Here is a 25,614-nt window from a genome sequence, read left to right on the forward strand (position 1 = left end):
TGCTGTTCGCAGCTGTTAAACTGTGTCGATGCTGACGCCGAAACGTATCCTTGCACTGCCCCTACAACTTGCCAACCAAATTGCGGCTGGCGAAGTTATCGAACGCCCGGCATCTGTCATCAAGGAACTAGTGGAAAACAGTCTGGATGCATCAGCAACAGAAATTGATGTGACCATTGAAGGTTCAGGCAGTCAGCTGATTCAGGTTCGGGATAATGGTTCAGGTATTCATCCTGAAGATCTCTGTCTGGCGCTAAGCCGGCATGCCACCAGCAAAATTTCCTCCAGTGATCAGCTGAGCCAGATATCCAGTCTGGGATTCCGTGGTGAAGCCTTACCCAGTATCAGCTCGGTCTCCAATTTGAGTTTGATTTCCCGGCAGCAGAACAGTGAATGTGGCTGGCAGATTCATCATGAGGAAGATGAACCAGAGCCCGTTGTCCACCCAGAAGGCACCACTGTGGCCGTGCGAGATTTGTTTTTTAATCTGCCAGCCCGCCGCCGGTTTCTGCGCAGTGCGCGTACCGAACAGCAACAAATCCTTACCACCATGCAGCGACTGGCATTAAGCCGCTTCGATGTGCGCTTTCAGTGTCAATTAAATGGCCAGCAAAAGCTCAACCTGCCCATTGCCCAGTCTGAGTCTCAGCAATTGGCAAGAATTGGCAAAATCTGTGGTCAAGCATTTGTAAAGCAGGCCATAGCGATTGATCAAGCGTTTGATATCATTACGATAAAAGGCTGGTTGGGGCATGTGGAGGCGCATCGTCCTCAGGCTGATCAACAATACTTTTTTATTAATGGCCGGGTAATACGGGATCGTCTGATCAGTCAGATAGTGCGTCAGGCCTATGCCGATTTGATTCCGGCTGGCCGTCATCCAGCCTATGTTCTTTATATGACCATTCCACTGGATCGGGTGGATGTGAATGTACATCCAACCAAACATGAGGTTCGCTTTCGGGAAACCCGGCTGATTCATGGATTGATCCATCGAGCGGTAAAAGATCAGTTACAGCAACAAATAATTACTGGCCCTGTTCAAAGTCCCTCTACGACAAATATGCCACGAATTGCAGAAAAGGCTTCGCTCTATCAAAGACATGACCTTGCCACAGCTCCTCCAGAGTATGCTGTCCATAGGCCGGTATCCATTAACCAGACTGACTCAAATAATGCTATTCAGTTAATGCAAATTTTGCACCAACGATATGTCTGGATACATTTTCAGCAACAGCATTATCTGATTGATCTTCCAAAAGCCCTCTCCAGTTCTCGCCAGCAACAATTCGGCAAGCTGCTAAAACAGTTGCCCTTGAAAAGCCGGCCGATTCTGGTGCCGCTCAGCCAGCCGTGCAGTGACGCCCAGTTAAACAGTGTTGAAAAACAACAGACATTACTAAACTCATTCGGCTTTGAGTTACAACCGATGGAAAATGCTGTAATCATCAAAAAAATCCCCATTGCACTGGCACAGCTGGATCTGAACACAGTGGTGTATGCAGTCATCACAGCTGTCACTAAAGATAATATTGATGCAGAGAGTCTTGGTCTTTATCTTTCTGAGTTATTGCAAACCTCAGATACGATTCTGCCCCAGCAGGCAGAGGAATGGCTGAAATCGGTCACTCTGTCGGAATGTATTGAAAAGCCATGGTGTCGAGAACTTGATCTGGCGACACTTGGTAGCTTATTCTCGGACTGATTAAACATGCACTGAGGCGGTTTTCAAATGGATCGAGCCCGTACAGGTTCCACAATCATCGCGGCGATACTCGCTGTTATCGTGTTATTACTGTTTGGCTATTTGTTATGGAGTGACGCGCCGCCAAACCGCAGTGAATTAACAGTCGACCCGCCGATAGAAGTAATCGAACCAGAATTACCGCTGGAAATTATTCGCTCCGCTGATGAAGTGCCGGATAGTGAAACCATTCGTGAACAGGAAGCAGAAGCGTTTGTGGATAATCTGGCGAATTCTGATACAGATACGATTATTATTAATGAATATAACGATATGTTTGTCCGCCCGGACAGCATTATTGCCTTGCCAGAACTTGAACAACGCGTCACCACATTAAAAAGTCTGATGGATGACACATCGCTTAGCGATGATACTCCAGTGACCATTCGCTATACCGAAGAAACCCGTGAAAAGACCACCTTGCAGGAATTGGAAACTCAGGAAGAGGATCATATCGCGCCGATTACCATTGTGACTGAACAAGGCGAGACAATTACCGCCCCATTGGTGGAGTTGTTAAAACGTGAAGATATTGATCAACAGGCGCCTGTGACTCAAATCCGCAAGCAGAAACAGGTCAAACAGCTTAAAGCAGGCGCGCTGGCCGAGTCAGGTATTCCAGAGAATCAGGAAATTTCTGTCACCATCAGTCGGGGTGTACAAAAACTGGATATCGCCGAGTTAATTGATAGTGATTCAGAAGAAATGCAGGACAGCCTGTTTTATCTGCACCGGGTAACGGAAGAGGATATTCAAGGTCTCTGGGGCATTATTCAGACCGGTTTGATTCGCAATTTTCGACAGGGAATCCGCCTGCAGCGTGATGGCTCAGAGCAAAAAGTCAGTGTGCTGATTCCAGCGGATGCAGATGAACCATTACCCACCGGACTAAGTTCATTTTTAGGCAAGATTCTGCATGATAAAGTATCGACCAGTTACGTTTATAACTTCAATACTCACACCATGGGCTATGATCCCGACCTGATCCGTCCCGGACAGGAACTGATTTTAATCCGTTTTTCCAGTGATGAAATCAAACAGATTTACCAATTCTTTGCTGAGCAACGCAACAATACAACAGAAACTTTCGCTATCGGTCGCTGATGATTGTTGAAATTATTTTGATTCTGATTGTGCTTGGCATCATTGCCTTTGCATGGTGGTTTCCGTTTGAGTGAGTCGTTGCTTGTTAAACTCGCCATAACGCAACATCACACTGGGTAATACCAGTAAAGTCAGCAATGTCGACGAAATCAGCCCGCCGATTATAATGGCCGCCATTGGCCCCATAATTTCACGACCCGGGCTGTCAGCGTTAATTGCTATTGGCAACATCGCCAACGCAGTGACCAATGCAGTAATTAAAATCGATGGCAGACGCTCCAGCGCTCCCTGAATAGCCGTTTCCATTACCCAGGCCTTACCCTCATGCTCAATCAGATGCTGATAATGTGAGACCAGCATAATGGCATTTCGCAGGGTAATGCCAAACAGCGTGACAAACCCCACCAGCGAACCAATAGATAGCACGCCTCCGGTTAACCATGCTGCCACCACACCACCCAATAACGAGAAGGGTAAATTCAGTAACACAAGCCACGTGTTACGCACGCTGCGCAGTGCCATATACAATAAAATGAGCACGATAAGTCCAACCAGAATGGAATGAATCATCAGATCCTTACGTGACTCGGCTTCAGCCACAGCAGTGCCGGTAAACTCGGGGTAAGTATCAGCATCGAACTGCACATCCTCATGGATCCGTTGTTGCAGTTCCTGAAAAAATGAACGCAAATCGCGTCCGGTGACATTACAGGTAATAGTTTGCAATCGCTGAGCACCGTGATGCAGAATCGCATGTCTGCCGGAAACCTGCTGTAACTCAACGACATCTCCCAGTGTCAACATCCTGTTATCTAGAGTACGTAATGGCATACTCAGAATTTGATGCGGTTGTTCACGCAGGTCGGGTGGCAACACCACACGAATATCAAACAAACGGTTCCCCTCGGTTATCTGCCCAACCTGAATACCATCAAATGCCGCTTTGATATTCTGCATCACCGTCGCCGGCTGCAGGCCCCATTGGGGTAATTCTTCGAGTTTAATGCGTAATTGCAGTTGGGGTTCACCCGGCGGAGCGCGTAGCTGTATATCTGTGGCTCCCTCGATATCGGCCATCACCTCAGCCACTTCACGCGCTTTATAATCAAGTGCATCCAAATCATAACCATAGATATTGACTACGACCGGCGAGGTATAACCTGAAATGGTCTCATCAATCCGCTCGGTCAGGAAGGTGTTCACCTCAGAACTGATGCCCGGGAACGCTTCCAGAATTTCACGAATTTCATCCAGAACAACTTGTTGCTCAGGGCCCGAAAGTGGCTCCAGGTCCACCTCATATTCACTGTAATGGGTGCCAAATGTATCAGCGCCACGCTCTGCACGACCGGCCCATTGGGATGTGGCTCGCACCCCAGGTATTTCCGCTACCTGCTGTTCAATCAACCCTCCAATTCGCAAGGATTCCTCCAGCGAGGTACCGGGCACACTGGCCGTGTGAATAATATAATGCCCCTCACGCAGCTCTGGCAGGAAACGTCCACCGAAATATGGCAGCAGACTGGCTCCAGCGATACACAACACCAATACGCTGATTATCATCAGTTTGGGGAATTGACAGGTTACTTTTAAAACGCGCCCATAGAGGATTTGCAGCCAGTGGATCAGTGGTGGCTCAGAGGTTCGGGTAACCCCAATCCGACTGAGTAACGTATGACATAACGCCGGTGTGACCGTCAACGCCACAAACAACGAAGCCAGAATCGCCAGAATATAAGCCTCACCTAATGGCTCAAACATTCTTCCAGCCACTCCGCCCAGAGTTAATAAAGGCACAAACACCAGCATCACAATTAAGCTGGCATAAACAACCGAACCACGAACTTCCATCGATGCTTCATAAACAATCTGAATAACCGGACGGGGTTCTTTTAATGCGGCATTTTCACGTAAACGACGGAAAATATTCTCGGTATCAATAATCGCATCATCAACCACCTCACCTAGCGCGATAGCCAAACCGCCCAGCACCATAATATTGATGTTGACCCCGAATTCCAGCAGCACTATCAACGCGGCAAACAATGATAGTGGTATGGCGGTCATCGAAATAATCGCCGTGCGTAAATTGAACAGGAATAAAAACAGCACTAAAAGCACTAGACCACCACCAACCAGCAGATGATGTTGGATGTTCGCCAGCGAGGTTTGAATATAATTGGCCGGGCGGAATAAATCGGCATGTAACTCAATACCATCAACTTCGAACCCATCACGAAACTCATTCAACGCGGTTTCAATGCCTTGGGTTACTGCCAGAGTATTGGCTTTATATTGACCGATCACCATCAACACAATACCGGGCTCACCACTGATTGCGGCGCCACCGATAGCGGGTGCAGGACCATATTCTATGGTTGCCACATCACCGAGATGCAGCACAGACTGACCCTGCTGACGAATCACTACTTTCGCCATTGTGTCAGCGCTCACCGGAAAACCGACGACTTGCAGCATCATGCGCTGATTGCTGTTTTCAATAAATCCACTGCCTTGCAATACCGTAGCTTCACGAGCGGCTGTAACGATATCCATGGGGGACAACTGGTATAAAGCCAGTTTTTGAGGATCGAGCTGGATTTGCATTTGTTTCTCAGCACCACCGAACACATTGATATCAGCTACACCATCAACGGCAAGCAATCTGGGCGTTAATGTCCAGTCCACCATTTCCCGCAGTCGCATCAGGCTCTGCTTATCAGAGGTCAACCCGATGGTCATGATGGTGCCGGAAGAAGACTCCAGGGGCACCATTAAAGCGGGTCCAACGCCCCGCGGTAATTGTCCCTGTGCAGGCATCAACCGTTCAGATACCAACTGTCGGTTAAGATAAATATCGCTTCGATCTTCAAAGGTAATGATTACAACGGACAGTCCGGGCGTCGAAGCTGAACGCACAAACATGACATCCGGAAGACCACCCAGTGCGTTTTCAATGGGCTGGGTCACCAGGGTTTCCACCTGCTCGGCAGTAAATCCAGACGCTTCGGTCTGAATAATGACCTGCTTTGGGGCAAACTCTGGAAACACATCCAGACTGGCTTTGTAGAGCTGATAGGAACCATAGCCCAACATTAATAACGCTAATGCCAGTACCACACCGCGGGCACGAACCGAAAAAGCAACCAAATGAGAAAGCATCCGTGTTCCTGTTAATTATCGAATAAGGGGGTGCTGATGATTTGGCTAGTCATCATCATCGTCTTCATCATGAATTTGCCATTTGAACTCTTCTGATAACAATGTCTGAGCACCTGAGGTCACAACGGCATCGCCCGGATGGAATCCCTGTTGCAGATAAATACCTTCCACCGAGTCATGACCATTAAGCAACGAAATACGCTGAAAACGTTGCTCATCCATGCGCAAATAGGCCCATGGCTGGCCCGCGTACCAGACCACTGACTGATACGGAATCAGCACCGCTGAAAATGCACCCTGCTCAGTAGGCACCCACACATGTAACTTTGCACCTTCCTGCAAAGAGGATGATTTGTTCAGAAAAAACCAGGTCTCGCCACTTAACACCGGATCGACACTGATGGCAGCGGCAAGCCGTTGCGCCTCACCAACATCATTTTGTTGATGGGGTTGTTGCCACCGCACAGTATCAACGTTTGGATTCAGGCTTTGTTTGGGAGGCAAAGTGACTTTAAGAATCGACTGTTCCCGCGACATCAGCAGTTCGAATTGTTCTCCACCGTTAATAACCCAGTCGGCAACGGGTTGAGGCCATTGTTGGCGTACTTCAGCGTGACAGTTTTCTACTAATTGCTGTTTTAACTCAGCTTCCGCCTGAGCAATCGATAAATTGGTTTGCGCAAAGTCCACCTCTTTTGATGCCACACTACCGGTCGCTTGCTGAAGTGTTTTTAAACGCGATAACTCTTTGCTCATCCCCTGTTCATTAACCTTAGCCATACGAAGGTTCATTTTTGCCTCAGAACAGCGCGAGTGGGCTAATTGCAGCTCCCGAGTCGGTATAACCACTGCCATAGCTCGTATTTCGGGGGTATAGAAACTTTCCATCAATGTCTGACTTTCAATGGACGCCATTTTTTGTGCAGCTTCGGTTAACTCAACTGACAGCGCAAACTGATGATTCTGCTTCTCGTCATCACCGTCATCGTCATCATCAGCGTCTACAAGATGTTTATCTGCCGGGGCAAGTGAATCAAATAATGGCGATAAAAAATAAAGTGCTGCAGCTATCGCTAAAACACTGACGATCCACAATAAAATACGCTGACTGGAATTCATTTTTATTTGCTGCCCCGATGCAAAACTGCCCGCCATTACAGCATGGCTGTCTAAATGCCACAAGGAGAACTTCCCAGGATAGTGAACATGACTTGACAGCAAGCACGCGTGCAGGTTTAATACCGCACCTTGTTGGCTCGATAGCTCAGTTGGTAGAGCAAGGGATTGAAAATCCCTGTGTCCCTGGTTCGATTCCAGGTCGAGCCACCACAAATACCAAGGCCTCAGAAGCAATTGCTTTTGAGGCTTTTTAAATTGGGGCTACCCAGGGGCTACTTTTACTTATATCGCATAATAATCAAGAACCAATTTTCTTGACTATTGTCCGATAACACGTGTAAATTCGTTGATCAAGCATTCGTAGTACACAACTTGATTAACTTGCTAGGCCAGATGGACACTGATTATCATGAATCAAGAACAGCAAGAAGCGATTGAAGTTTTAAAGCAATTTATTCGTACAGAACAATATAAAAACACTGTGCGTGAGAAAATTGAATCCGAGAATAAAAAATTCAAAGCCATTGAGAGTTCTATTAAGCCTAGCGCGGTTCAATATCGCCAAGCTTACAACCTCTAAATATTTCACTCGGGCGACCTCTTGGCATTGAAGGGATTTTTTTGTCCAACAAGAACTTATTCACAAGCGCATTCACTGTCTACAAAGAGTACAATTTCGAGGCTCTTTGCCATTACATATCGAGTGTAACTAACACTGAATTTCAAGTTGTTCACACAAAAATACAACTCAATTACCTTCACCACTATCTAACTCATAAAGAAGTAAATACTAAATCAGTAGTTGTCGAGCACGAATATATCGAAAAGTCTTATTTAGAAGACTATGCTGATTATTTCGTTCGATGCTTCAATGACTATGGAAAAAAGTCTACGCGTATACATTTCTTCTCATGTGAGTTTTCGGAGCTAGAATTTTCCAATCTCCTTGCTGGCGGGAAAGAAAATCAATCTGAACCATTCAGCTTTAAAAAAAAGTCCAAAGAAAGGTTAAGCCCAAACTCTAAAACTAGATTCTTTCTCAATAGAACTCGAGCCAGTAGCAATAATAAAAAACTTTCTACCCTGCTGGACTCTCTTCAGGAAAATTACATTGGCTATATAGTCATTAGACCAATACCTCGTACTTTTATAGCGTCGGGGGCTATAAGGCCCTACAAATACATCCTAAATGATGAAACTAAAAATGTTCTGCTGAAGAATATCCAAGTGAATTTATTTGGCATTGAATTAAAAGTAGATGCGCTTCCATTCCAAGAGCAGGATCGTGTTGTATCAGCCTGTGCAACATCAAGCCTTTGGACCTACTTAAATGCTCCAATATTTAATCTCAAAGATATTCCATCTCCCAGCACAATTTCAAAAATGGCATTCTCTCTCCCAGAAGCATCAAAACTTGATTTTCATACAAGTGGTTTAGACCCCTACTCAATGTCGAGCATATTTAGAAGCTTAGGATTATCTCCTATAGAGATAGGTAAGGATGTTATGAGTTTCGAGGAGGCAGATAAAGATTGCGCTCTTACCAATAGAAGAAACTTTATCAGGCACCTAAAAGAGATCGTTTATTCATATAACTCTTTTAAGTTGCCTATTATTATGGGCCTTGAGGTATATGAACGAGAAAGCGATGATGGACCCTTTATATATAAAGGGTCTCACGCTGTAACAATTGTAGGGTACTCGTTAAATAGAAGTAAGTTCACAAAACTAGAAAGTGAAATCGATGATATCGATTTAAAATCTGATGATATTAACTATTTTTATATTCATGATGATCAGCTCGGTCCATATGCTAGAACTGAAATCACTAATGACAATCTTAGAATCATTGGTGGACCACAAAATGAAGACAGTCACTTAAGAGATGCTAACTCGCAAATTAAAATAAAAATTCATCAATCATCATTAATAGATAAAGAGCGTGTTTATTTACCCAACTTAGTAATGTTGGGGGTATACCCTAAAATACGTATTCCTTACATAAGAATAAAAAATACCTGTATTTCTTTCAATGCTAGGATAGTCGACCTTTTCTTAGGAGGAGCAGAAACATCTGAGGCTCTAAAAAAGTTTATCAACATCACGGAAAAAGGATTCTTGTGGGATATCAAGCTCACCAACGTAAATGAGCTGAAGAAAAGAATTATCAACATAGAAAAGCACAAAATAGTTAGTAGCAGACTAAGTTTACTCTCGAAAAGCATGCCCAAATATATATGGTCGGCAATCGCAAAGGATGATTTAAACCACCCTCTTTTCGAGTTTTTATTCGATGCTACAGATATTCAGCAAGGAGCTGTTTTTCTTGAAACGATTTATTATGATTTAAAGTACAAAATGTTAGTAGATCAATTACTTAAAGAAAGTTTTGAAACCGCCTTTAGAAGTCCACTGGAACAAAATTATTTTTATTTATCAACTGATGATATAACTGAAATTGGCAAATCGATAATCGAAGAGAAACAGAGCTATTCATCTTATTTAGACGAACATTTTGGCCCCCCGAGACCCCCCGCATATTATAAGGTTGATGAGGTCTCAAATAACGCGCCTGTGGTACAGAGTAAAGTAACTACACAAAAACTTCTTTCTGAACCTTTATCACAAAATAAACCATTAGATACTGATGTTAAGTACATCTGGTTAATATGTTCTGAAGGGTTTCTTCACATTGGTGATGACTCCCAAGGTGGACATCCAACCCTTGGGAATAGTATATGGGCAAGAATTGCTGGTGAATTACTTTTTAAAGAACAGACTCAAAAATGGCAAATCAATCCTTTTTCGGGACGATATATGCGTCATAGGGAATGGCATAGTCAGCAACATATGATAAATGCTGGATTAATGATCGAAAAATACACCGGACTAAGTGATATTGACGTGGTTTATCCAAGCCAAGAAGTCCAACCTTAATTAGACATGTCTTACATCAATCACCATCATTGAGCTTTCACTCGACCAAAGATAGTTTTATGTTAACAAGTCGAGCTAATCATCTAAGACTGAATAAGCGTGACTATGTTGTTTATTAAACAATAATTAAACCCGTATTTAATAACCTCAAATATCTCTTTTACGGTTTTTAGATTTGTTTTTTACTCTAAAAATATTTTTGAAATTCATCTTGAGCGTATCCCTGCGTGCTACCTTCATCAATTCGATGGTGATATAGTCGATTTTTTAAATAACTGAACCATGGATGAGCGCGAGGTGAATAAAAAATCGCTAAGTGAACAAGATATTTGTACCAAGTTCATCACTCCGGCCATCCAGCAGTCCGGCTGGGACATCCATAGGCAAATTCGTCAGGAATATACATTTACCGCTGGCCGAATCATTGTCCGTGGCCGTTTGCATACCCGAGGCGTTAAACGCAGGGCTGATTACTTGTTATTTCATCAGAAGAATCTCCCCATCGCCATTATTGAGGCGAAAGACAACAAACACAGCATTGGTTCTGGTATGCAACAAGCGCTCGCTTATTCCGATGCGCTCGATGTGCCTTTTGTGTTTTCATCAAATGGCGATGGCTTTCTGTTTCACGATAAGACTGGCCTTAGCGGTCAAACCGAAAAAGAAATCGCCCTGGCGGACTTTCCATCACCTCAGCAACTCTGGCACTGGTATAGCGAATATAAAGGCTTTTCAGATCAAGCCAAGCAGATTGTTCAGGCACCTTATTATGATGATGGGACCGGCCGTTCACCACGTTACTATCAGACCAATGCTATTAACCGCACGGTTGAGGCCGTAGCCAAAGGGCAAAACCGGATTCTGCTGGTGATGGCCACCGGTACCGGCAAAACCTACACAGCCTTTCAAATCATCTGGCGTCTGTGGAAGTCCAAACAAAAGAAACGCATCCTGTTTCTTGCTGATCGCAATATTCTCGTCGACCAAACCAAAAACAACGACTTCAAACCGTTTGGTCAGGCCATGACCAAAATCACCAAGCGGCAAATCAACAAGTCTTATGAAATCTATCTGTCGCTTTATCAAGCCGTCACCGGCAATGAAGAAGAGCAGAATATTTACAAAGAGTTTTCACCAGATTTTTTCGATTTAATCATTATCGACGAGTGCCACCGTGGCAGTGCCAAAGAAGATTCAGCCTGGCGGGAAATTCTCGAATACTTCAACAGTGCCACTCACGTTGGTCTCACCGCTACACCAAAAGAAACGAAAGAAACCTCAAACATCGAATACTTTGGTGAGCCGATTTACACCTACTCTCTCAAGCAAGGCATAGATGATGGCTTTCTCGCCCCCTACAAGGTCATTCGCATCGACTTTGACCTCGACCTGCAAGGATGGCGACCTAAGAAGGGCCAAAAGGACTTACACGGCAACCTGATTGAAGATCGCATCTATAATCAAAAAGACATCGACAAAAATGTCGTGTTTGATGAGCGTACCTATCTGGTTGCTCAAAAAATCACCGAATATCTGCAAAAAACCGGCGAATATCAAAAAACCATTGTCTTCTGTAATGACATCGACCATGCCGAACGAATGCGTCAAGCGTTGGTGAATCTTAACCCCCAACGTGTTCAAGAAAGTCGCAAATACGTGATGCGTATTACTGGGGACGAGCAGGAAGGTAAAGCTGAACTGGATAATTTCATCAACCCTGAAGAGCGTTATCCCGTCATTGCCACCACCAGCAAATTAATGACGACTGGCGTCGATGCTGTCACCTGTAAACTCATCGTGCTGGACCAACGCATTCAATCAATGACTGAGTTCAAGCAAATCATTGGTCGTGGCACACGCATTAATGATGACTTTGACAAGCACTGGTTCACTATTATGGATTTCAAAAAAGCCACCGAGCTATTTGCTGATCCAGCCTTTGATGGCGACCCGGTTCAAATTTATGAACCCGACACTGACGATCCCATTGACCCGCCAGATGAAAAGCCTGATTCAACTGATGGCTTTCCTGGTGGGCCAGATGAGACAGAGCCTGAAGAACTTCCAGGAGGGGGTGGCATTAGCGAACCACGCGTTAAATACCGAGTGGGTGGCGTGAATGTCAGTGTCGTTGCTGAGCGTGTCCAGTTTCTGGATGCCCACGGCAAACTTATCACCGAGTCGCTGACCGATTACACCAAAACATGCGTCAAAAAGCAGTTTGCTACGCTCAAGGATTTTCTAAAAACCTGGAATGAAGCTGAGCAGAAAAAAGTCATCATCGAAGCACTGGCCGAACAAGGTGTTTTCTGGGAAGAGTTGCGAGAAGATGTGCGCAACAAACAAGGAATCGAGATGGATGCGTTTGATCTCATCGCACATATCGTTTTCGACCAGCCACCTTTATCACGCAAAGAACGTGCGGATAACGTCAAAAAACGTAATTACTTCACCAAATACGAAGGCGCCGCTAAACAAGTATTGGAAGCCTTATTAGAAAAATACGCTGATACCGGCATTGAACCCATAGAAGACGTTAAAATCCTCAACCTTGATCCGTTTAGCCAAATGGGTGCGCCGATGGAATTAATTAATTCTTTTGGTGGTAAACCAGAATATCAGCAAGCAGTGCGCGATCTCGAAAATGCCCTCTACCAAGAACAACAAGCCTAACCAAGGAACACAATGAGTATCAGCACCACTGTAAAATCAATCCAGAACATTATGTGGAAAGATGTCGGCGTAGATGGTGATGCCCAACGTATTGGCCAGCTTGTCTGGATGCTATTTCTGAAAATCTTTGATGATCGTGAGCAAGAGTGGGAGATGTTTGATGACAACTACCAATCACCCATTCCGCAAGCCTACCGCTGGCGGAATTGGGCCGCTGATGCCGAGGGCATCACTGGTGAAGAGCTGAAAGGCTTTATCGACAATGAGTTGTTTCCAGCGCTGCAAAATTTGGTAGCCGTTGGTGAAGACAAACGCGCTTTTGTGATTCGTAATGTCTTTGAAGACGCCTACAACTACATGAAGTCCGGCCAGCTCATTCGTCAGGTAATCAACAAAATTCAGGAAGGCGTCGATTTTAACAAATCGAAAGAACGACACCTGTTTGGTGATATGTACGAGCAAATCCTCAAAGATTTGCAAAATGCCGGTAACGCCGGTGAGTTTTATACACCCCGTGCCGTCACGGAGTTTATGGTCGATCGCATTGATCCCAAACTTGATGAAGCTACGCTTGATCCTGCCTGTGGTACCGGTGGTTTCTTAACCTGTGCCATTGAGCACAAACGTCAGCATTACGTTAAAACCCCGGCCGATGAACAACAGCTGCAAAAAAGTATCCATGGCGTTGAGAAAAAACCATTGCCGCATCTGCTGGCCACCACCAATATGATTTTGCATGGTATTGATGTGCCAGACCAAATCCGTCATGACAATACACTGGCCAGACCACTGACCAGTTGGGGCTTAAAAGAACGCGTTGAAACCATCATTACCAATCCGCCGTTTGGTGGCATGGAAGAAGACGGGATTGAAACCAACTTCCCTCAAACCTTCCGCACTCGCGAAACCGCGGACTTGTTTATGACCCTCATTATCCATCTGCTAAAAGATGGCGGACGCGCCGCTGTGGTTCTGCCAGACGGCTTTTTATTTGGCGAGGGCATGAAGACCCGCCTTAAAGAAAAACTGTTGGATGAGTGTAATCTCCACACCATCGTTCGGTTGCCTAATGGCGTGTTTAACCCCTACACCAGTATCAAAACCAATTTGCTGTTTTTTACCAAAGGCACACCCACTAAACATATTTGGTTTTATGAGCATCCTTACCCTGAAGGTGTCAAAAATTACAATAAAACCCGACCGATGAAATTTGAAGAGTTTCAGACCGAAATCGACTGGTGGGGTGATGTTTCTGATGGCTTTGCTAGTCGCGTTGAAACTGAACAAGCCTGGCAAATCAGCATTGAGGACATCAAGGCCCGCAACTACAACCTAGACTTCAAAAATCCACATGTTGGCGAACAAATTAACCATGACCCGGATGAACTGTTGGCCGAATACCACCACCAGCAACAACAAATCAGTCAGCTTCGTGACCAGCTCAAAGGCATTCTCAGCGAAGCGCTGGAGCGAACGAACTGATGTCACAAATCAAAGAACAATCAGCTGATTATCAGCTGACCGATCTAGCGCCTGTGCTTAAAGTCGTTGACGCAGGCAATATCCTGTTAGAGAGTTTGCCGGTTTGGTTAAGCGCACAAACTCGAAAATCGGCGGGTCGTGGCCGTAGTGCTGAAAATACACTTCAATATGGTGTGCAAAAACTGCGTGAACTGATTCTGGAACTGGCGGTGCGAGGTAAACTTGTCTCACAAGACCCAAACGACGAACCCGCCAGCCTCTTGCTGAAAAAAATTGCTGAGGAAAAATCTCGACTTGTTAAAGAAGGTAAAATCAAAAAGCAAAAAATACTGCCACCAGTTTCAATTCAAGAATTACTATTTCAGGCACCAGCTGGATGGGGTTGGACTCGCTTGGGAGTATTGTTCAATTCAATAATCAGCGGTGGAACTCCTAGTAAAAATAATCCAGCTTTTTGGGGTGGAGATATTCCTTGGGCAAGTGTAAAAGACCTTGGAAAAGCTAGATACATCCGCTCTACTCAAGACTTTATTACTGAAGAAGGACTAAAAAAAGGAAGCAAACTCGCGGACGTTGGCGACATCCTAATCTGTACACGGATGGGACTGGGTAAAACTGCAATTTGTGAAAGCCCTATTGCTATAAACCAAGATTTGAAAGCTATAAAAATGTCATCGCACGTCTCGGTCGACTTTTTTCTGAACGCATACACTACTATAGACATTAAAGGTACTGGAACAACAGTAGCGGGAATAACACAAGATAAGCTTTTGAATTATCCAATTGCTTTACCTCCACTTGCCGAACAACAGCGCATCGTCAAAAAAGTTGATGAGCTGATGGCGCTGTGCGACCAGCTAGAGCAACAACAGGCCGATGCGGTTCAGGCGCATGACATCCTGGTCAAAGTGCTGCTGGACGCGCTCACTCAATCTGAAAACGCCGAAGGCTTTCAGCAAAACTGGCACCGTATCGCTGAGCATTTCGATACTCTCTTCACCACCGAATCCAGCATCGACCAGCTCAAACAAACCCTGCTGCAACTCGCCGTCATGGGAAAACTCGTACCGCAAGACCCCAACGACGAACCCGCCAACATCCTGCTTGAAAAAATCGCTGTGGAAAAGGCTCGGCTAGTTAAAGAAGGCAAAATCAAAGAACAAAAGTCATTGCCAGAAATTCGAGAAATCGAAACCCCGTTTGCTTTGCCTGCTGGTTGGAAATGGGCGCATGTGGAGGATGTCGCTCAGCTAATCACATCAGGTTCTAGAGGGTGGGCAAAATATTATTCAAATGAAGGTGCGATTTTTATAACTATGGGCAACCTCTCCCGCGGTCATTATCATCTTCGAATGGATGATATTAGATACGTAAACCCTCCGAAATCAGGGGAAGGAGCAAGGACAAAACTTGTTGAAAATGATCTCCTAATCTCTATAACTGGTGATGTTGGTAACCTAGGGCTTGTACCTGAAAATTTTGGTGATGCTTATATAAATCAACATACATGTTTACTAAGGTTTATGCCCGAATGCCAAAACCGCTACTTCCCTGAGCTAATGAGATCACCGCTCGCAAATATTCAATTCAATGCTCCTCAGAGAGGAGTGAAAAATAGTTTTCGATTAAGTGATGTCGGTGAGATGATTATTCCAATCCCCCCCCTTGCCGAACAACACCGGATCGTCAAAAAAGTCGATGAACTGATGGTGCTGTGCGACCAACTCAAAGACAGACTTAACCAAGCCCAAACCCTGCAACAACAACTCGCTAATGCGGTTGTCGAAAAAACTATTTAGAAATATAACTAACCACATAAGGAAATGAAATGAACCTCAATGGATTAAGAAGTCAAGCAGCCAATATGGCTAAGAGTGCGCCTAAACATTCGAAGAAAGTAATATTTGCACTATTTTTGATCACCGCTACTCTAATCACGGAAAAGAAGCTTGAGTCAGCGATAGCATATTTAGATCCGGACTTTTTTGGGACGACAGTAGAGAACGTTATTGAATCTCAGAACGAGAATTTTTCAAAAGTACAATCATCGATAGACGATTTAAAGCTTGTCACTACTGATAACGCAGCTGCTCAGACAGCAATCACTCAACTATCAAAAAATCTTGAACTCACGCTTGCCACAAACAAAGATCTAACGAATAAACTGAAAACGGTTGCCGATGATAGAGAAATTCTTCGTGAAGAGCTGAAAAAGAAAAAAGGTGGAGATATTGTTCCAACTATCGCAATAGCAGAGTATCAAACAATCCAATATCCTGACCTAGGTGTTCTAGGTCTGCGTGATTATAACAACGGCAATAAGTCTATTCGCTTCACCATCAATGATATTTCGAGCAGGCTATATGTTGGTGATTCGGTGAAAATCACAAAGACAAATGGTGATGTCTGTAGATTGGTTTACAGAGGCCTTCATGAAGATAAACATGGTGTTGAAAAAGTTTGCAATCAAGATAGCTAGTTGGGTTTTAAGCTCATTTTTCAGGCAAACTTTGATGAAACTCATACCAGTACTGAAAACAGTATCAGTGAAAGCTTTATAAACAATCAATAGCAACTTGGAGAGACACATGGTCGCCTTCTCAGATGAACTTGAAGGAAAAACGTTTTGGTTTGTTGGAGCTTCTTACGCTGGAAATGAAGATGTAAGCAATGACTTTATAGATAAAGGAATATGGCTAAATGGGAATGATGGAAAGTCCCAAGATCAAGTCAAAGCTATTCAGCCTGGGGATTGGATAGCCATTAAATCAGCATATACACGCAAGTATGGACTGAACTTTGAAAACCATGGCCAATTTGTTTCTGTAAATGCTATTAAAGCCATTGGGAAGGTCCTTAATAACAAAGGAGACGGGAAAGAACTTGAGGTTGATTGGAAACGCGAAGATCCAGTCAAAGAATGGTACTTTTACACCAATCGCTCAAGAATTTGGCGAGTAACGGCTAATGATTGGATGACAGAGGGTTTAATTCGTTTCACTTTTTTAGATGAAAAACAAGATATCGACCGTTTTAGAAATGCTCCATTCTGGTCCGAACGATATGGTGATAATCAAAAAGATATTAGCAGATTCCCTTGGACAAGGTTTTACCAAGCCATGGCTGACCGGTTATTAGAGTTTCGTCATGATAGAACCAATCTAGTCACCCGTATCCATAAGCTAGGTGAACGTATCGACAACTTTCCAAAGTTTATCGATAAATTGACTGATGGTACTGAGGAACCACTCAAGGATATCTGCCCTTTTACCATTATGGGGATTTTCTCCAGAGGTATGACTGGAGAGAATAGAACAAGATTTGCCTATGAATTAGCTAAGGAATTAGGGGTTGATGAAAAAGCACCTGTGAATTTTGATGGTATACCGGTCATGAACAATCAAAATACTTGGTTCTTTGGATTTACGAAAATGCCGCAGAGGCGTGATAATGATATTGATATTTTATGGTCTGTCTTTGAAAGCGCCTTAATTTTTTCCAACGATGACTCCAACGATTTACAAAATCAATTTTTAAACGATTACAACGAAGCCGCTAGTCGCTATAACGTTGGATGGAACTTAACTATGGGACTATATTGGATTCGACCATGGTTCTATCCTCCGTTGGACGCCCAATCACAGCGATATATTTCCAAAAAACTGGGTATCAAAATTGGTTTGAATGGCCCAAATTCTCGCTGTAATGCAAACGACTATTTGACTGTGAAACAGGTTTTAGAATCACGATTTTTGGAAGATATATATCCCGTTCATTCCTTCCCAGATTTATCGCTTCAAGCCAGACGCTACAACCCCCCAGCAGACAACGATATTGTGGTTGAAAAGAATTGGCTTAATTTAGTTTACGCAAAAACTGTCGAACTTTGTAATGATAAAGGTTCTGCAAAATATACCCGCCAGGAATTTAAAGACCGATATCTAGACGACTTTAAATTAGCATTCCCTGATAACAACAGTTGTGAGTACTCAATAGATCGTACTAATCAGAAATTGAGGGATGACAACAAACTTATATTCCATGGTGATGGAAAATACGAACTCGTAGAATTTAGTACCATTCATGATGCTAACTCTATTTACAGCGCCTCTGGTGATGAGTCTGAAGTTACTCAGGTATTTGAATCGTATGATATAGAGAACATTATTTCAGAAGGCTGCTTTCTTGAAACCAATCATCTCAGAGAGTTTATTGCTCGTTTAAAAGAAAAGAAAAATATAATATTCCAAGGCCCTCCTGGTACCGGCAAAAGCTGGCTTGCTAAAAGGCTTGGTTATGCCCTAATGGGTGAGCGTAATGACGTCAGACTCAGGGCGGTTCAGTTCCATCCCAATCTATCCTATGAAGACTTTGTGCGAGGTTACAGACCCTCTGGCAATGGGCAGCTAGATTTAAAAGATGGCCCTATGCTGGAAATGATTAATGATGCCATTGATGATCCGGAAAATGATTATGTATTAGTGATAGAAGAGATCAATCGTGGTAACCCGGCACAAATTTTTGGGGAAATGCTTACGCTTATCGAAGCTGATAAGCGTAATCCTGATGAGGCTCTTGAGCTGTCTTATCGCCGTACACATGACGAACGGATATCCATTCCAAAAAATCTTTATATTATCGGAACGATGAATATTGCTGACCGCTCTCTGGCGATGGTAGACCTTGCTTTACGTCGTCGTTTTGCCTTCATCAATCTTGAACCCATATTGAATAACACTTGGCAAGAATGGGTAGCAAAGAACTCAAAAATTGATTCAGACTTCTTGGCTATAGTAAGACAGCGTCTTAATGATCTCAATGAGCAGATTAGTGGTGATCCAACATTGGGTGAGCAATTTAAGATTGGCCACAGCTATGTCACACCGTCTAAAGGCTATGTCATCGAAGATCCAAAGAATTGGTTTCGACAAGTGGTCAAAACTGAAATAGGTGTTTTACTTGATGAATACTGGTACGAAGACTTGCAGAAAGCCAGAAGCCTGAGAGATAAGTTAATCGAAGGCTTTTGATAGTGGCATCGAATCTCACCTATCAATCATTGTCGGATGGTTTTATCGGCAAAATCCCGGTAAGAAATATTTGGTTATTAATGCTGTATGCGTCTGACTTGTATCGAGCATATGGGATTCACTATTTTGACGTAGAAGAAAACCCTGATGACATCCCGGAGCTAGTTGCAGAAGTTTTGTGCCGAAGCCTCGAAAGAAGGCTAAAACAGAGCCTTACACCCAGTTATCACAATACCGAACAAATACTCAGCAGAGTAAGAGGACGAATTGATCACCTTAAAACAATAAGACGACAGTTGTTGCTTCAAGGCAAAGTTGCATGTCAGTTCGAAGAGTTGACCCAAGACACGCCTAGAAATCGATATATAAAAAAGGCATGCCGGTTATTAGCAAGAGTAACAAAAAAACAAACTGCGAGACGACTATTATCCCTAAATAAGAGCATGGAAAGGCTTGGGGTATCTAATGACCCTTTCCCCGAGTATAAGGCGCTTAGCCCTCTTGCTAGGCATGAGCGTCACGATGCTATGATGCTCTCAGCAGCCAGACTAGCCCATAATCTCGCTCTGCCAACAGAAATTACCGGTTACAGGGCCCTTCCCATAGCTGCTCGTGAAGAGCATTGGGCGAGACAGCTTTTTGAAAAAAGTATGGCTGGTTTTTTTTATGTTCACCTTACACCGCAAGGTTGGAGCGTATCCCGAGGCCAAGTGATTCATTGGCCAGTATCAGTAAGCTCGGAAGGTGCTGATATTTATTTGCCTCGAATGCAAACGGACATTGTGCTTGAAAAAAAAGAACTAAATCAGCGGATCATTATCGACACTAAATTTACCTCAGTGTTGACAAAAAACCATCATGGCCAGGACCGCTTCAAACGCGAATATCTTTTTCAGCTATACAGCTACCTTAAATCTCAGGAGTCATCAAAAGACTTGCTGAGTATGACATCTAAAGGTTTATTTCTACATCCAGCAGTTGATGGCCACATTGATGAATATTTCACCGTTCAAAATCATCCTATTCGATTCTTAACGGTAGATTTAGCAGCTGATGCGATATCCATCAAACACACATTGGTGTCTGTTTTAGATTGCCCATGAAATTTCATAACAAGACCAAACCAACTGAAAGCAACTCTAGATTCATTAGGTCTTTTTGAGTCGCCACTAATTTACTAGATACCTTTAAGCCATTTAGTGGACTGCCCTGGGAATCCCAAGCAAGCTTCACATATTGAGTAACTAATACCCTTACCGTAACCTTACCGTTTTATGTTGGAAGCAGACTCACGATTGAGAATTTGAAATGGAATTTCTAACCAGCTTTACTTTTGCTATTTTCTCTTTCGCTGAGATGAGTTTTTGGTATCTGATTTTTTTCTTAATGCTGTGTTTAGTTGGCCTTATTTACGACAGTACCTATCATAAACGTTATAACCCCTTAATAACCTCCCTCATCTTCGCTTTGTTATTACTGATGGTAATTTACCCACCTTGGTGTGAAGATTTTGTTGGAGCTTGCTATTCAGAGGGTTATGACCTTATTACCACGTATCGATACAACAACGAATATATGATCATCAACACCAAGCGCTTACTCATTCAAGGCCTAGTTGTTTTAATATTTGGCGTAGCCATCCAAGAAGCGTTGATGAAATACAAAATCAAAATCGACAGTATATTGAAGTAATCAGCAAATTTATTATTATCTTCATCACCAATCCTACCCAGTTAACGATATTCGTTAGAGCTAAGAACAGTATCTTTAAACATTCTTAATTGAGTCTCGTTTTCGATACATTTAGGTAACTTATCTTCAAATAAACACCTTAATTTTTAATAATCAGGTCACCTTTTGGTGACATTCATTTTTTTAAGAACCTATTATTCAGCTTATTAACAAGTTTAGATAAAAAAACACAGATTACATTTTTATTTTTCTTATGCGTTAGCAAACCACACCGACATATCATTCTGGGTATCGGTAGATTACGTTCATCATCGCAATTGCCATCATCATTATCTAGAGTTAAATGATTAGGATTATTTGATTTCATATTATTTTTTTAAATTGGCATCCAATTTTAAGCGTGAAAAGATTTCCCTTGCCTCAAACTTGCCGTAATTTACTTTATATTCAAACATTAACTCATCACGACACATTTATTAATATAAAACCTTACTAACTAACAGGGGATATGGTTTATTAGGTGTGGTGTATTTATGCTACTTCAGCTTATTAAGTAACCATATGATTTGTATAGGCCAATGGTGTATAAACAGCACCTGTGAAAAAGGTTTTTATGTGTGTAGGTGTCATTTTTGGCATCTCGCTGTCTTGTATAGGTGGCATAAATACACCGGTACGATAATTTTCACTCAACGTTTTCCCATGTATTACGTGGTTTTTGATCATTAAAAGGCATCCACTCTAGTCGCCAGCTTCTTGTTCTACTCTCAGTGCGGCTACTAAAGAATGATTCCTCAACACAAACTATAAATCCACGCTCTATTAATTGTTTAAAGGCTTTCATAGCGGTTCTCCTATCACATGGGATTTTTTCGGATGCTTCACGTATTCCAAAATCAACAGGTTTATCGTTTCTCCATAGACTTTGTAACATTGTGATCAATACTTTTGCCTGGGGCATTAAATTCAAATAGTTTGGATGAGAAAGCATTCTTCTTGATATAACAACAACTCCCCCCCTACTATCGAAGGGGAGTTTGTTTTTTTTATTCCGGGACATTTAATTACTCTCTATATCCCCTTGTCGAACGTTTCTCAAACTCATCTGAACTATTTTTAAGGAGTAAATTTATGATCTCTTTGGAAAGCCAATATCTTTTGCAAGTTGTTTTTTTACCTAAGAAGTTGGTCACTTTTTCCATTGCGCGTTCAATTTGAATACCATATTTATTCTGCAATGTGGAAATAGTGCTATGTAGGCAATGGTCATGCAATTTCCTTTCAGATTCAAAGCGATTAAAACTATCGCCCGTCATGAGAGCATCCAGCACAGAACGTATTTTTGTATTAGGCAAAGGTAATTTCATGCTAAACCTCCACATTATTAATGGTATGTTTAGCTAGATAATCTTCAAGATCACTTATGTTGTACCTTACGCAACGTCCTACTTTCATATAAGGAATGTTTGGGTGGCCAATAGAACGCCATTTGGCTAATGTTCGTTCAGATACATTCAGGTGAGAAGCAAGCTCCTCAGGTGTCATAGATTTTAATCTGATATCACGTTTTAAATTACTTCGTTGTTTTTTCATCATTTCATTTCCATTCAATAGTAGAGGTCGCTGGTGATTCCGTTGCATGACCAGCGATGAAATGGATGATGATTGCTTGTGTTAGAGAATAGTTTAACGATCTCAAATATCCCGATAGTGTCTCAATTATCCCGATTTAAACCTGTTTTTTACTGATTCGATTAAAATACCTGCGGAAAGTCACCCAATCAGTATCTGTACTAGATATATTCAAAAATACTTTTTTTTGTTCATCATATTTATAATGCTTCTTTAACTCTTCCCATAATTCTTTTCGTCCTGGGAGTCTTTTTTCCCTTTCAATAAATTTGATCACACCAGACTGGCAGCATTCAAAAATTTCGCTGTACTTATTTGGAGCATTGAGTAGATCTTCCCAACTTGGAACCAACTCTGAAGAAGCAGATTCTTTAAAAGCATCTTTATGTGAACTAATAAAAGAGTTCAATTCAGCTTGAGAGACAATATACTTATTATTCGATATCAGATTATTAACAAAAAAGTTATCTAATCTATATTCCAATGCTCTCTGTTCATCACCATAATTCAGAATCTTTGCTCCAAATGGATTTGAAGCCATGCTTTTACAAACAAAAAAGATTTCATTTTCGTATTCAACGGCCACTAAGTTTTCACCGGCTACAGGTGGACTAAAACCTTTAAGCCAACGAGATTCGGCATATTCATAGTTTAGTGATGTGGGAGGACCGGTAGGAATACAATTAATTGGTCGCAAGAATATCTCTTGGTTAGCGCCATCAAAGTAAATGAAGTCATCTACATCGTTGCTAATCCAAACGGCATTTAACGCTTCTGATTTTAATATCTCTTGTACAGCCTCTGTAGCTACTAGCTCTTCTGCTAATTCATTTGTATCTATATAGGGTATTTTTAATAACTGAGATGTTCTGGCCTTAATCAAGGTAATGGGTCTATCACAAAGCAATTTCACAGCAATTTTTTTGTCTTTAGCAAGTAGCAATACATCCTCAGCACTATCTAAACTAACAAAGTTTTTTAGCTCGTTATAAACTGCTTCCAGGGTATAGTAAGGCTTAAGTAAAACATTCAAAGATAACAACTCCTCTCAATTTATTTTGTGGTGACCTTAGCCTGAATATAATCCGCAATTTTATTAATCACTGTCCTTAAGGTTTCTTCTTCGGTCACAATGTAACCTCCAGTCACGTCATTGGTTGTGACATGATTCATTAATCGTTTAATCATACTCATCGGCAGCCCTATGGCTTCTGCAATGGTTGCAAATGTTCGCCTACAGTCGTGTGGACTGAAATCTACCCCTGATGCTTCAATCACTTTTTTTATTGGCTTTATGGGTATCGACATAGGATTAGGTCCATTTATACTTGGAAAAACCCAATTATTGTCAGCGTTCTGTTTGTATAGATTTGTTAGGTAATCGGTTAAAAAATCTGGTATGGGAAGCGTGTGATCGGTTCTATTTTTAGTATCGGATAGTGTTATCAGTTTTCTTTTTAGGTCTACATTTGACCATTCAAGAGTCAAGGCTTCGCTACTCCTAAACCCCATATATAAAAGTATCAGCAAATAAACTTTGGCTTGCTGATTAATCAGAGCATCTACAGCCTCATGCCATGCCATAAGTTTGTCACTCGGAATCGTTCTATTTTTACGTTTATTTTTGTGCCAAAGCCTAGCTTTACTCAGAATGCTGGTAGGATTCTTTTCTATCATCCCTATAGCTACCGCATAATTTAAAGTTAATCTCATCACCCTCATAGTCGTATTTGCTGTTGTTTTACCTTTAAGTGTCAATTGTTTGTGACGCTTTAAAAGCATGTCCTCATCAATTTTTGAAATAGACATATCGAGCCAATCGGAAAAGCCCAGCTTCAGTTTGTAACGATAGTTATTCACTGTATAAGGCTTAAGATCTCGCTCTAAAAGATATTGCTCCATCACATCGTTCAGCGTTGTAGTGGCCAAAACTTTTTTCCGTTTCATAGCAACTGGGTCGACCCCTTGACGAATATCATCAAGTATCTTGATTGCCTGCTCTCTAGCTTTAGCGATGGAGATCTCAGGCCATGTTCCAATCGTTACACGTTTAGGCTTATCAAAAAGCTTCTTCACCACCGCAAATGAGATAGTCCCTGTAGATGTAATTCTCAACCTTAACTTCTGTTGCTTTGTATCGAAATATTCAACACGTCCAGATGAAGGTGGTGAGAGCTTACTCAATCTTTCCTGAGTAAAAAGAAAATGCTTATTCAAAAGTCTTATCCTGAGCAATGAATTAAACCCAGGGCTACTCTGGGGCTACTTTTTTAGTTCATTCTAGGAGATCTTGAGATAATTTGATAGCATCATCAGCTAAAGAGAAAACCTTACAAACCTATACACAGAAACAGTTTTAAATCTAAAAACATTACTTTAAAAAATATTGGGCTTTGTAATTGAAAATCCCTGTGTCCCTGGTTCGATTCCAGGTCGAGCCACCATCGAATTCAAAGCCCGGTTTGCCTTGCAACCCGGGCTTTTTTATTGCCCGTTATTCTGACATCTATATCTTCTTTGATGATTAACCACAGAGACACAGAGGGCACGGAGTTTTAATAGAAATTTATCCGCAGATTACGCAGATGATATTTAAAGATGCTTTCATGGAAGTTGTTATGCAGCTCTTCTATGTTTGAACATGAATATTAACCAGGGACAAATAGAAACCACGAAGCTCTATATAAATTGTTGGCGCAGTATAAGTATTTTCTACAGCGCTAAATTAATCAAAATCGAGCTATGCTCTGTTGATAGGCCAAAATACCTATCAATTAAGTTTTCAAAGTTTAATCTGCGTTCATCTGCGAAATCTGCGGATGACATTTTTTCTCACTGATATTCAAGGCCCAACGGCTTTAGTCGTAAAAACTTAATCTCTGTGTCCTCTGTGCCTCCGTGGTTAATTTAATTTTGCCCTACATAATATAGATAGAAAACCTACGTTGTTGTAAAAAACACACACATTCGTATCAAAATGACCAAATTCACATTTTTTTGTTGTAAAAGTGTTGCAAAGGTTTTGTAGATGTGGAAAAT

The 25,614-nt window shown here is 42.3% G+C and carries 18 protein-coding genes and 1 tRNA gene; 12 read left to right on the forward strand and 7 right to left on the reverse strand.

Going from position 1 to position 25,614, the window contains the following annotated elements:
- Positions 1 to 28: 28 nt before the first annotated feature.
- Positions 29 to 1,705: a DNA mismatch repair endonuclease MutL gene (gene mutL, locus B3S93_RS01180; protein WP_292401436.1), complete on the forward strand. Its 1,677-nt coding sequence runs from the start codon at positions 29 to 31 to the stop codon at positions 1,703 to 1,705.
- Between the two features lie 27 nt (positions 1,706 to 1,732).
- The gene (locus tag B3S93_RS01185) at positions 1,733 to 2,848 is read left to right on the forward strand and encodes a hypothetical protein (RefSeq protein ID WP_292401313.1); all 1,116 of its coding nucleotides are present in this window, start codon (positions 1,733 to 1,735) and stop codon (positions 2,846 to 2,848) included.
- A 39-nt stretch (positions 2,849 to 2,887) separates the two neighbouring features.
- Here B3S93_RS01185 and B3S93_RS01190 read toward each other — a convergent pair whose 3' ends face one another.
- Both B3S93_RS01190 and B3S93_RS01195 read right to left on the reverse strand, forming a co-directional pair.
- Positions 2,888 to 6,010 carry an efflux RND transporter permease subunit gene (locus tag B3S93_RS01190; protein ID WP_292748320.1) on the reverse strand — a complete coding sequence of 1,041 codons (3,123 nt, stop codon included), beginning with the start codon at positions 6,008 to 6,010 and terminating at the stop codon, positions 2,888 to 2,890.
- Between the two features lie 45 nt (positions 6,011 to 6,055).
- Complete coding sequence (locus tag B3S93_RS01195) at positions 6,056 to 7,129, reverse strand: hypothetical protein (protein WP_292401319.1); 1,074 nt, start codon at positions 7,127 to 7,129, stop codon at positions 6,056 to 6,058.
- A 134-nt stretch (positions 7,130 to 7,263) separates the two neighbouring features.
- On the opposite strand from B3S93_RS01195, the gene B3S93_RS01200 reads away from it, so the two are divergent.
- The 10 genes from B3S93_RS01200 to B3S93_RS01245 all read left to right on the forward strand — a co-directional run bounded on the left by B3S93_RS01200 (position 7,264) and on the right by B3S93_RS01245 (position 20,943).
- Positions 7,264 to 7,339: transfer RNA gene (locus B3S93_RS01200), tRNA-Phe, on the forward strand.
- 199 nt (positions 7,340 to 7,538) lie between these two features.
- Complete coding sequence (locus B3S93_RS01205; RefSeq protein ID WP_292401322.1) at positions 7,539 to 7,709, forward strand: hypothetical protein; 171 nt, start codon at positions 7,539 to 7,541, stop codon at positions 7,707 to 7,709.
- Between the two features lie 41 nt (positions 7,710 to 7,750).
- On the forward strand, positions 7,751 to 10,066 hold the full coding sequence (locus tag B3S93_RS01210) for a hypothetical protein (RefSeq protein ID WP_292401325.1): 2,316 nt from the start codon (positions 7,751 to 7,753) through the stop codon (positions 10,064 to 10,066).
- A 297-nt stretch (positions 10,067 to 10,363) separates the two neighbouring features.
- Positions 10,364 to 12,739, forward strand: coding sequence for an EcoAI/FtnUII family type I restriction enzme subunit R (gene hsdR, locus B3S93_RS01215; protein WP_292401327.1), 2,376 nt, complete (start codon positions 10,364 to 10,366; stop codon positions 12,737 to 12,739).
- Positions 12,740 to 12,751: 12 nt separating this feature from the next.
- Complete coding sequence (locus B3S93_RS01220) at positions 12,752 to 14,221, forward strand: type I restriction-modification system subunit M (RefSeq protein ID WP_292401331.1); 1,470 nt, start codon at positions 12,752 to 12,754, stop codon at positions 14,219 to 14,221.
- Complete coding sequence (locus tag B3S93_RS01225) at positions 14,221 to 16,020, forward strand: restriction endonuclease subunit S (RefSeq protein ID WP_292401334.1); 1,800 nt, start codon at positions 14,221 to 14,223, stop codon at positions 16,018 to 16,020. Before B3S93_RS01220 ends, B3S93_RS01225 begins: the two co-directional genes overlap by 1 nt.
- A 29-nt stretch (positions 16,021 to 16,049) precedes the next feature.
- Entirely contained in the window at positions 16,050 to 16,700 is a 651-nt protein-coding gene (locus B3S93_RS01230; RefSeq protein WP_292401336.1) for a hypothetical protein, read from the forward strand.
- A 109-nt stretch (positions 16,701 to 16,809) separates the two neighbouring features.
- Entirely contained in the window at positions 16,810 to 19,251 is a 2,442-nt protein-coding gene (locus tag B3S93_RS01235) for an McrB family protein (RefSeq protein ID WP_292401339.1), read from the forward strand.
- Positions 19,252 to 19,253: 2 nt separating this feature from the next.
- Positions 19,254 to 20,354 (forward strand): 5-methylcytosine-specific restriction endonuclease system specificity protein McrC, encoded by a 1,101-nt coding sequence (gene mcrC / locus B3S93_RS01240; protein WP_292401342.1) that lies wholly within the window; start codon positions 19,254 to 19,256, stop codon positions 20,352 to 20,354.
- A 205-nt stretch (positions 20,355 to 20,559) separates the two neighbouring features.
- Positions 20,560 to 20,943 (forward strand): hypothetical protein, encoded by a 384-nt coding sequence (locus tag B3S93_RS01245; protein ID WP_292401344.1) that lies wholly within the window; start codon positions 20,560 to 20,562, stop codon positions 20,941 to 20,943.
- 685 nt (positions 20,944 to 21,628) lie between these two features.
- Here the strand turns inward: B3S93_RS01245 and B3S93_RS01250 are convergent.
- From B3S93_RS01250 to B3S93_RS01270, 5 genes are all read right to left on the reverse strand, one after another.
- A complete protein-coding gene (locus B3S93_RS01250; protein ID WP_292401347.1) occupies positions 21,629 to 22,003 on the reverse strand; it encodes a hypothetical protein in 375 nt (124 codons plus the stop codon).
- A 4-nt stretch (positions 22,004 to 22,007) separates the two neighbouring features.
- Positions 22,008 to 22,310, reverse strand: coding sequence for a hypothetical protein (locus tag B3S93_RS01255; protein ID WP_292401350.1), 303 nt, complete (start codon positions 22,308 to 22,310; stop codon positions 22,008 to 22,010).
- 1 nt (position 22,311) lies between these two features.
- On the reverse strand, positions 22,312 to 22,539 hold the full coding sequence (locus B3S93_RS01260) for a helix-turn-helix domain-containing protein (RefSeq protein WP_292401352.1): 228 nt from the start codon (positions 22,537 to 22,539) through the stop codon (positions 22,312 to 22,314).
- 133 nt (positions 22,540 to 22,672) lie between these two features.
- Positions 22,673 to 23,608 carry a hypothetical protein gene (locus B3S93_RS01265; RefSeq protein WP_292401355.1) on the reverse strand — a complete coding sequence of 312 codons (936 nt, stop codon included), beginning with the start codon at positions 23,606 to 23,608 and terminating at the stop codon, positions 22,673 to 22,675.
- Between the two features lie 20 nt (positions 23,609 to 23,628).
- Positions 23,629 to 24,792 (reverse strand): tyrosine-type recombinase/integrase, encoded by a 1,164-nt coding sequence (locus B3S93_RS01270; RefSeq protein WP_292401358.1) that lies wholly within the window; start codon positions 24,790 to 24,792, stop codon positions 23,629 to 23,631.
- Positions 24,793 to 25,614: the final 822 nt, after the last annotated feature.

Origin of the sequence: Methylophaga sp. UBA3613 (assembly GCF_002375415.1) — a bacterium.
GTDB lineage: Bacteria > Pseudomonadota > Gammaproteobacteria > Nitrosococcales > Methylophagaceae > Methylophaga.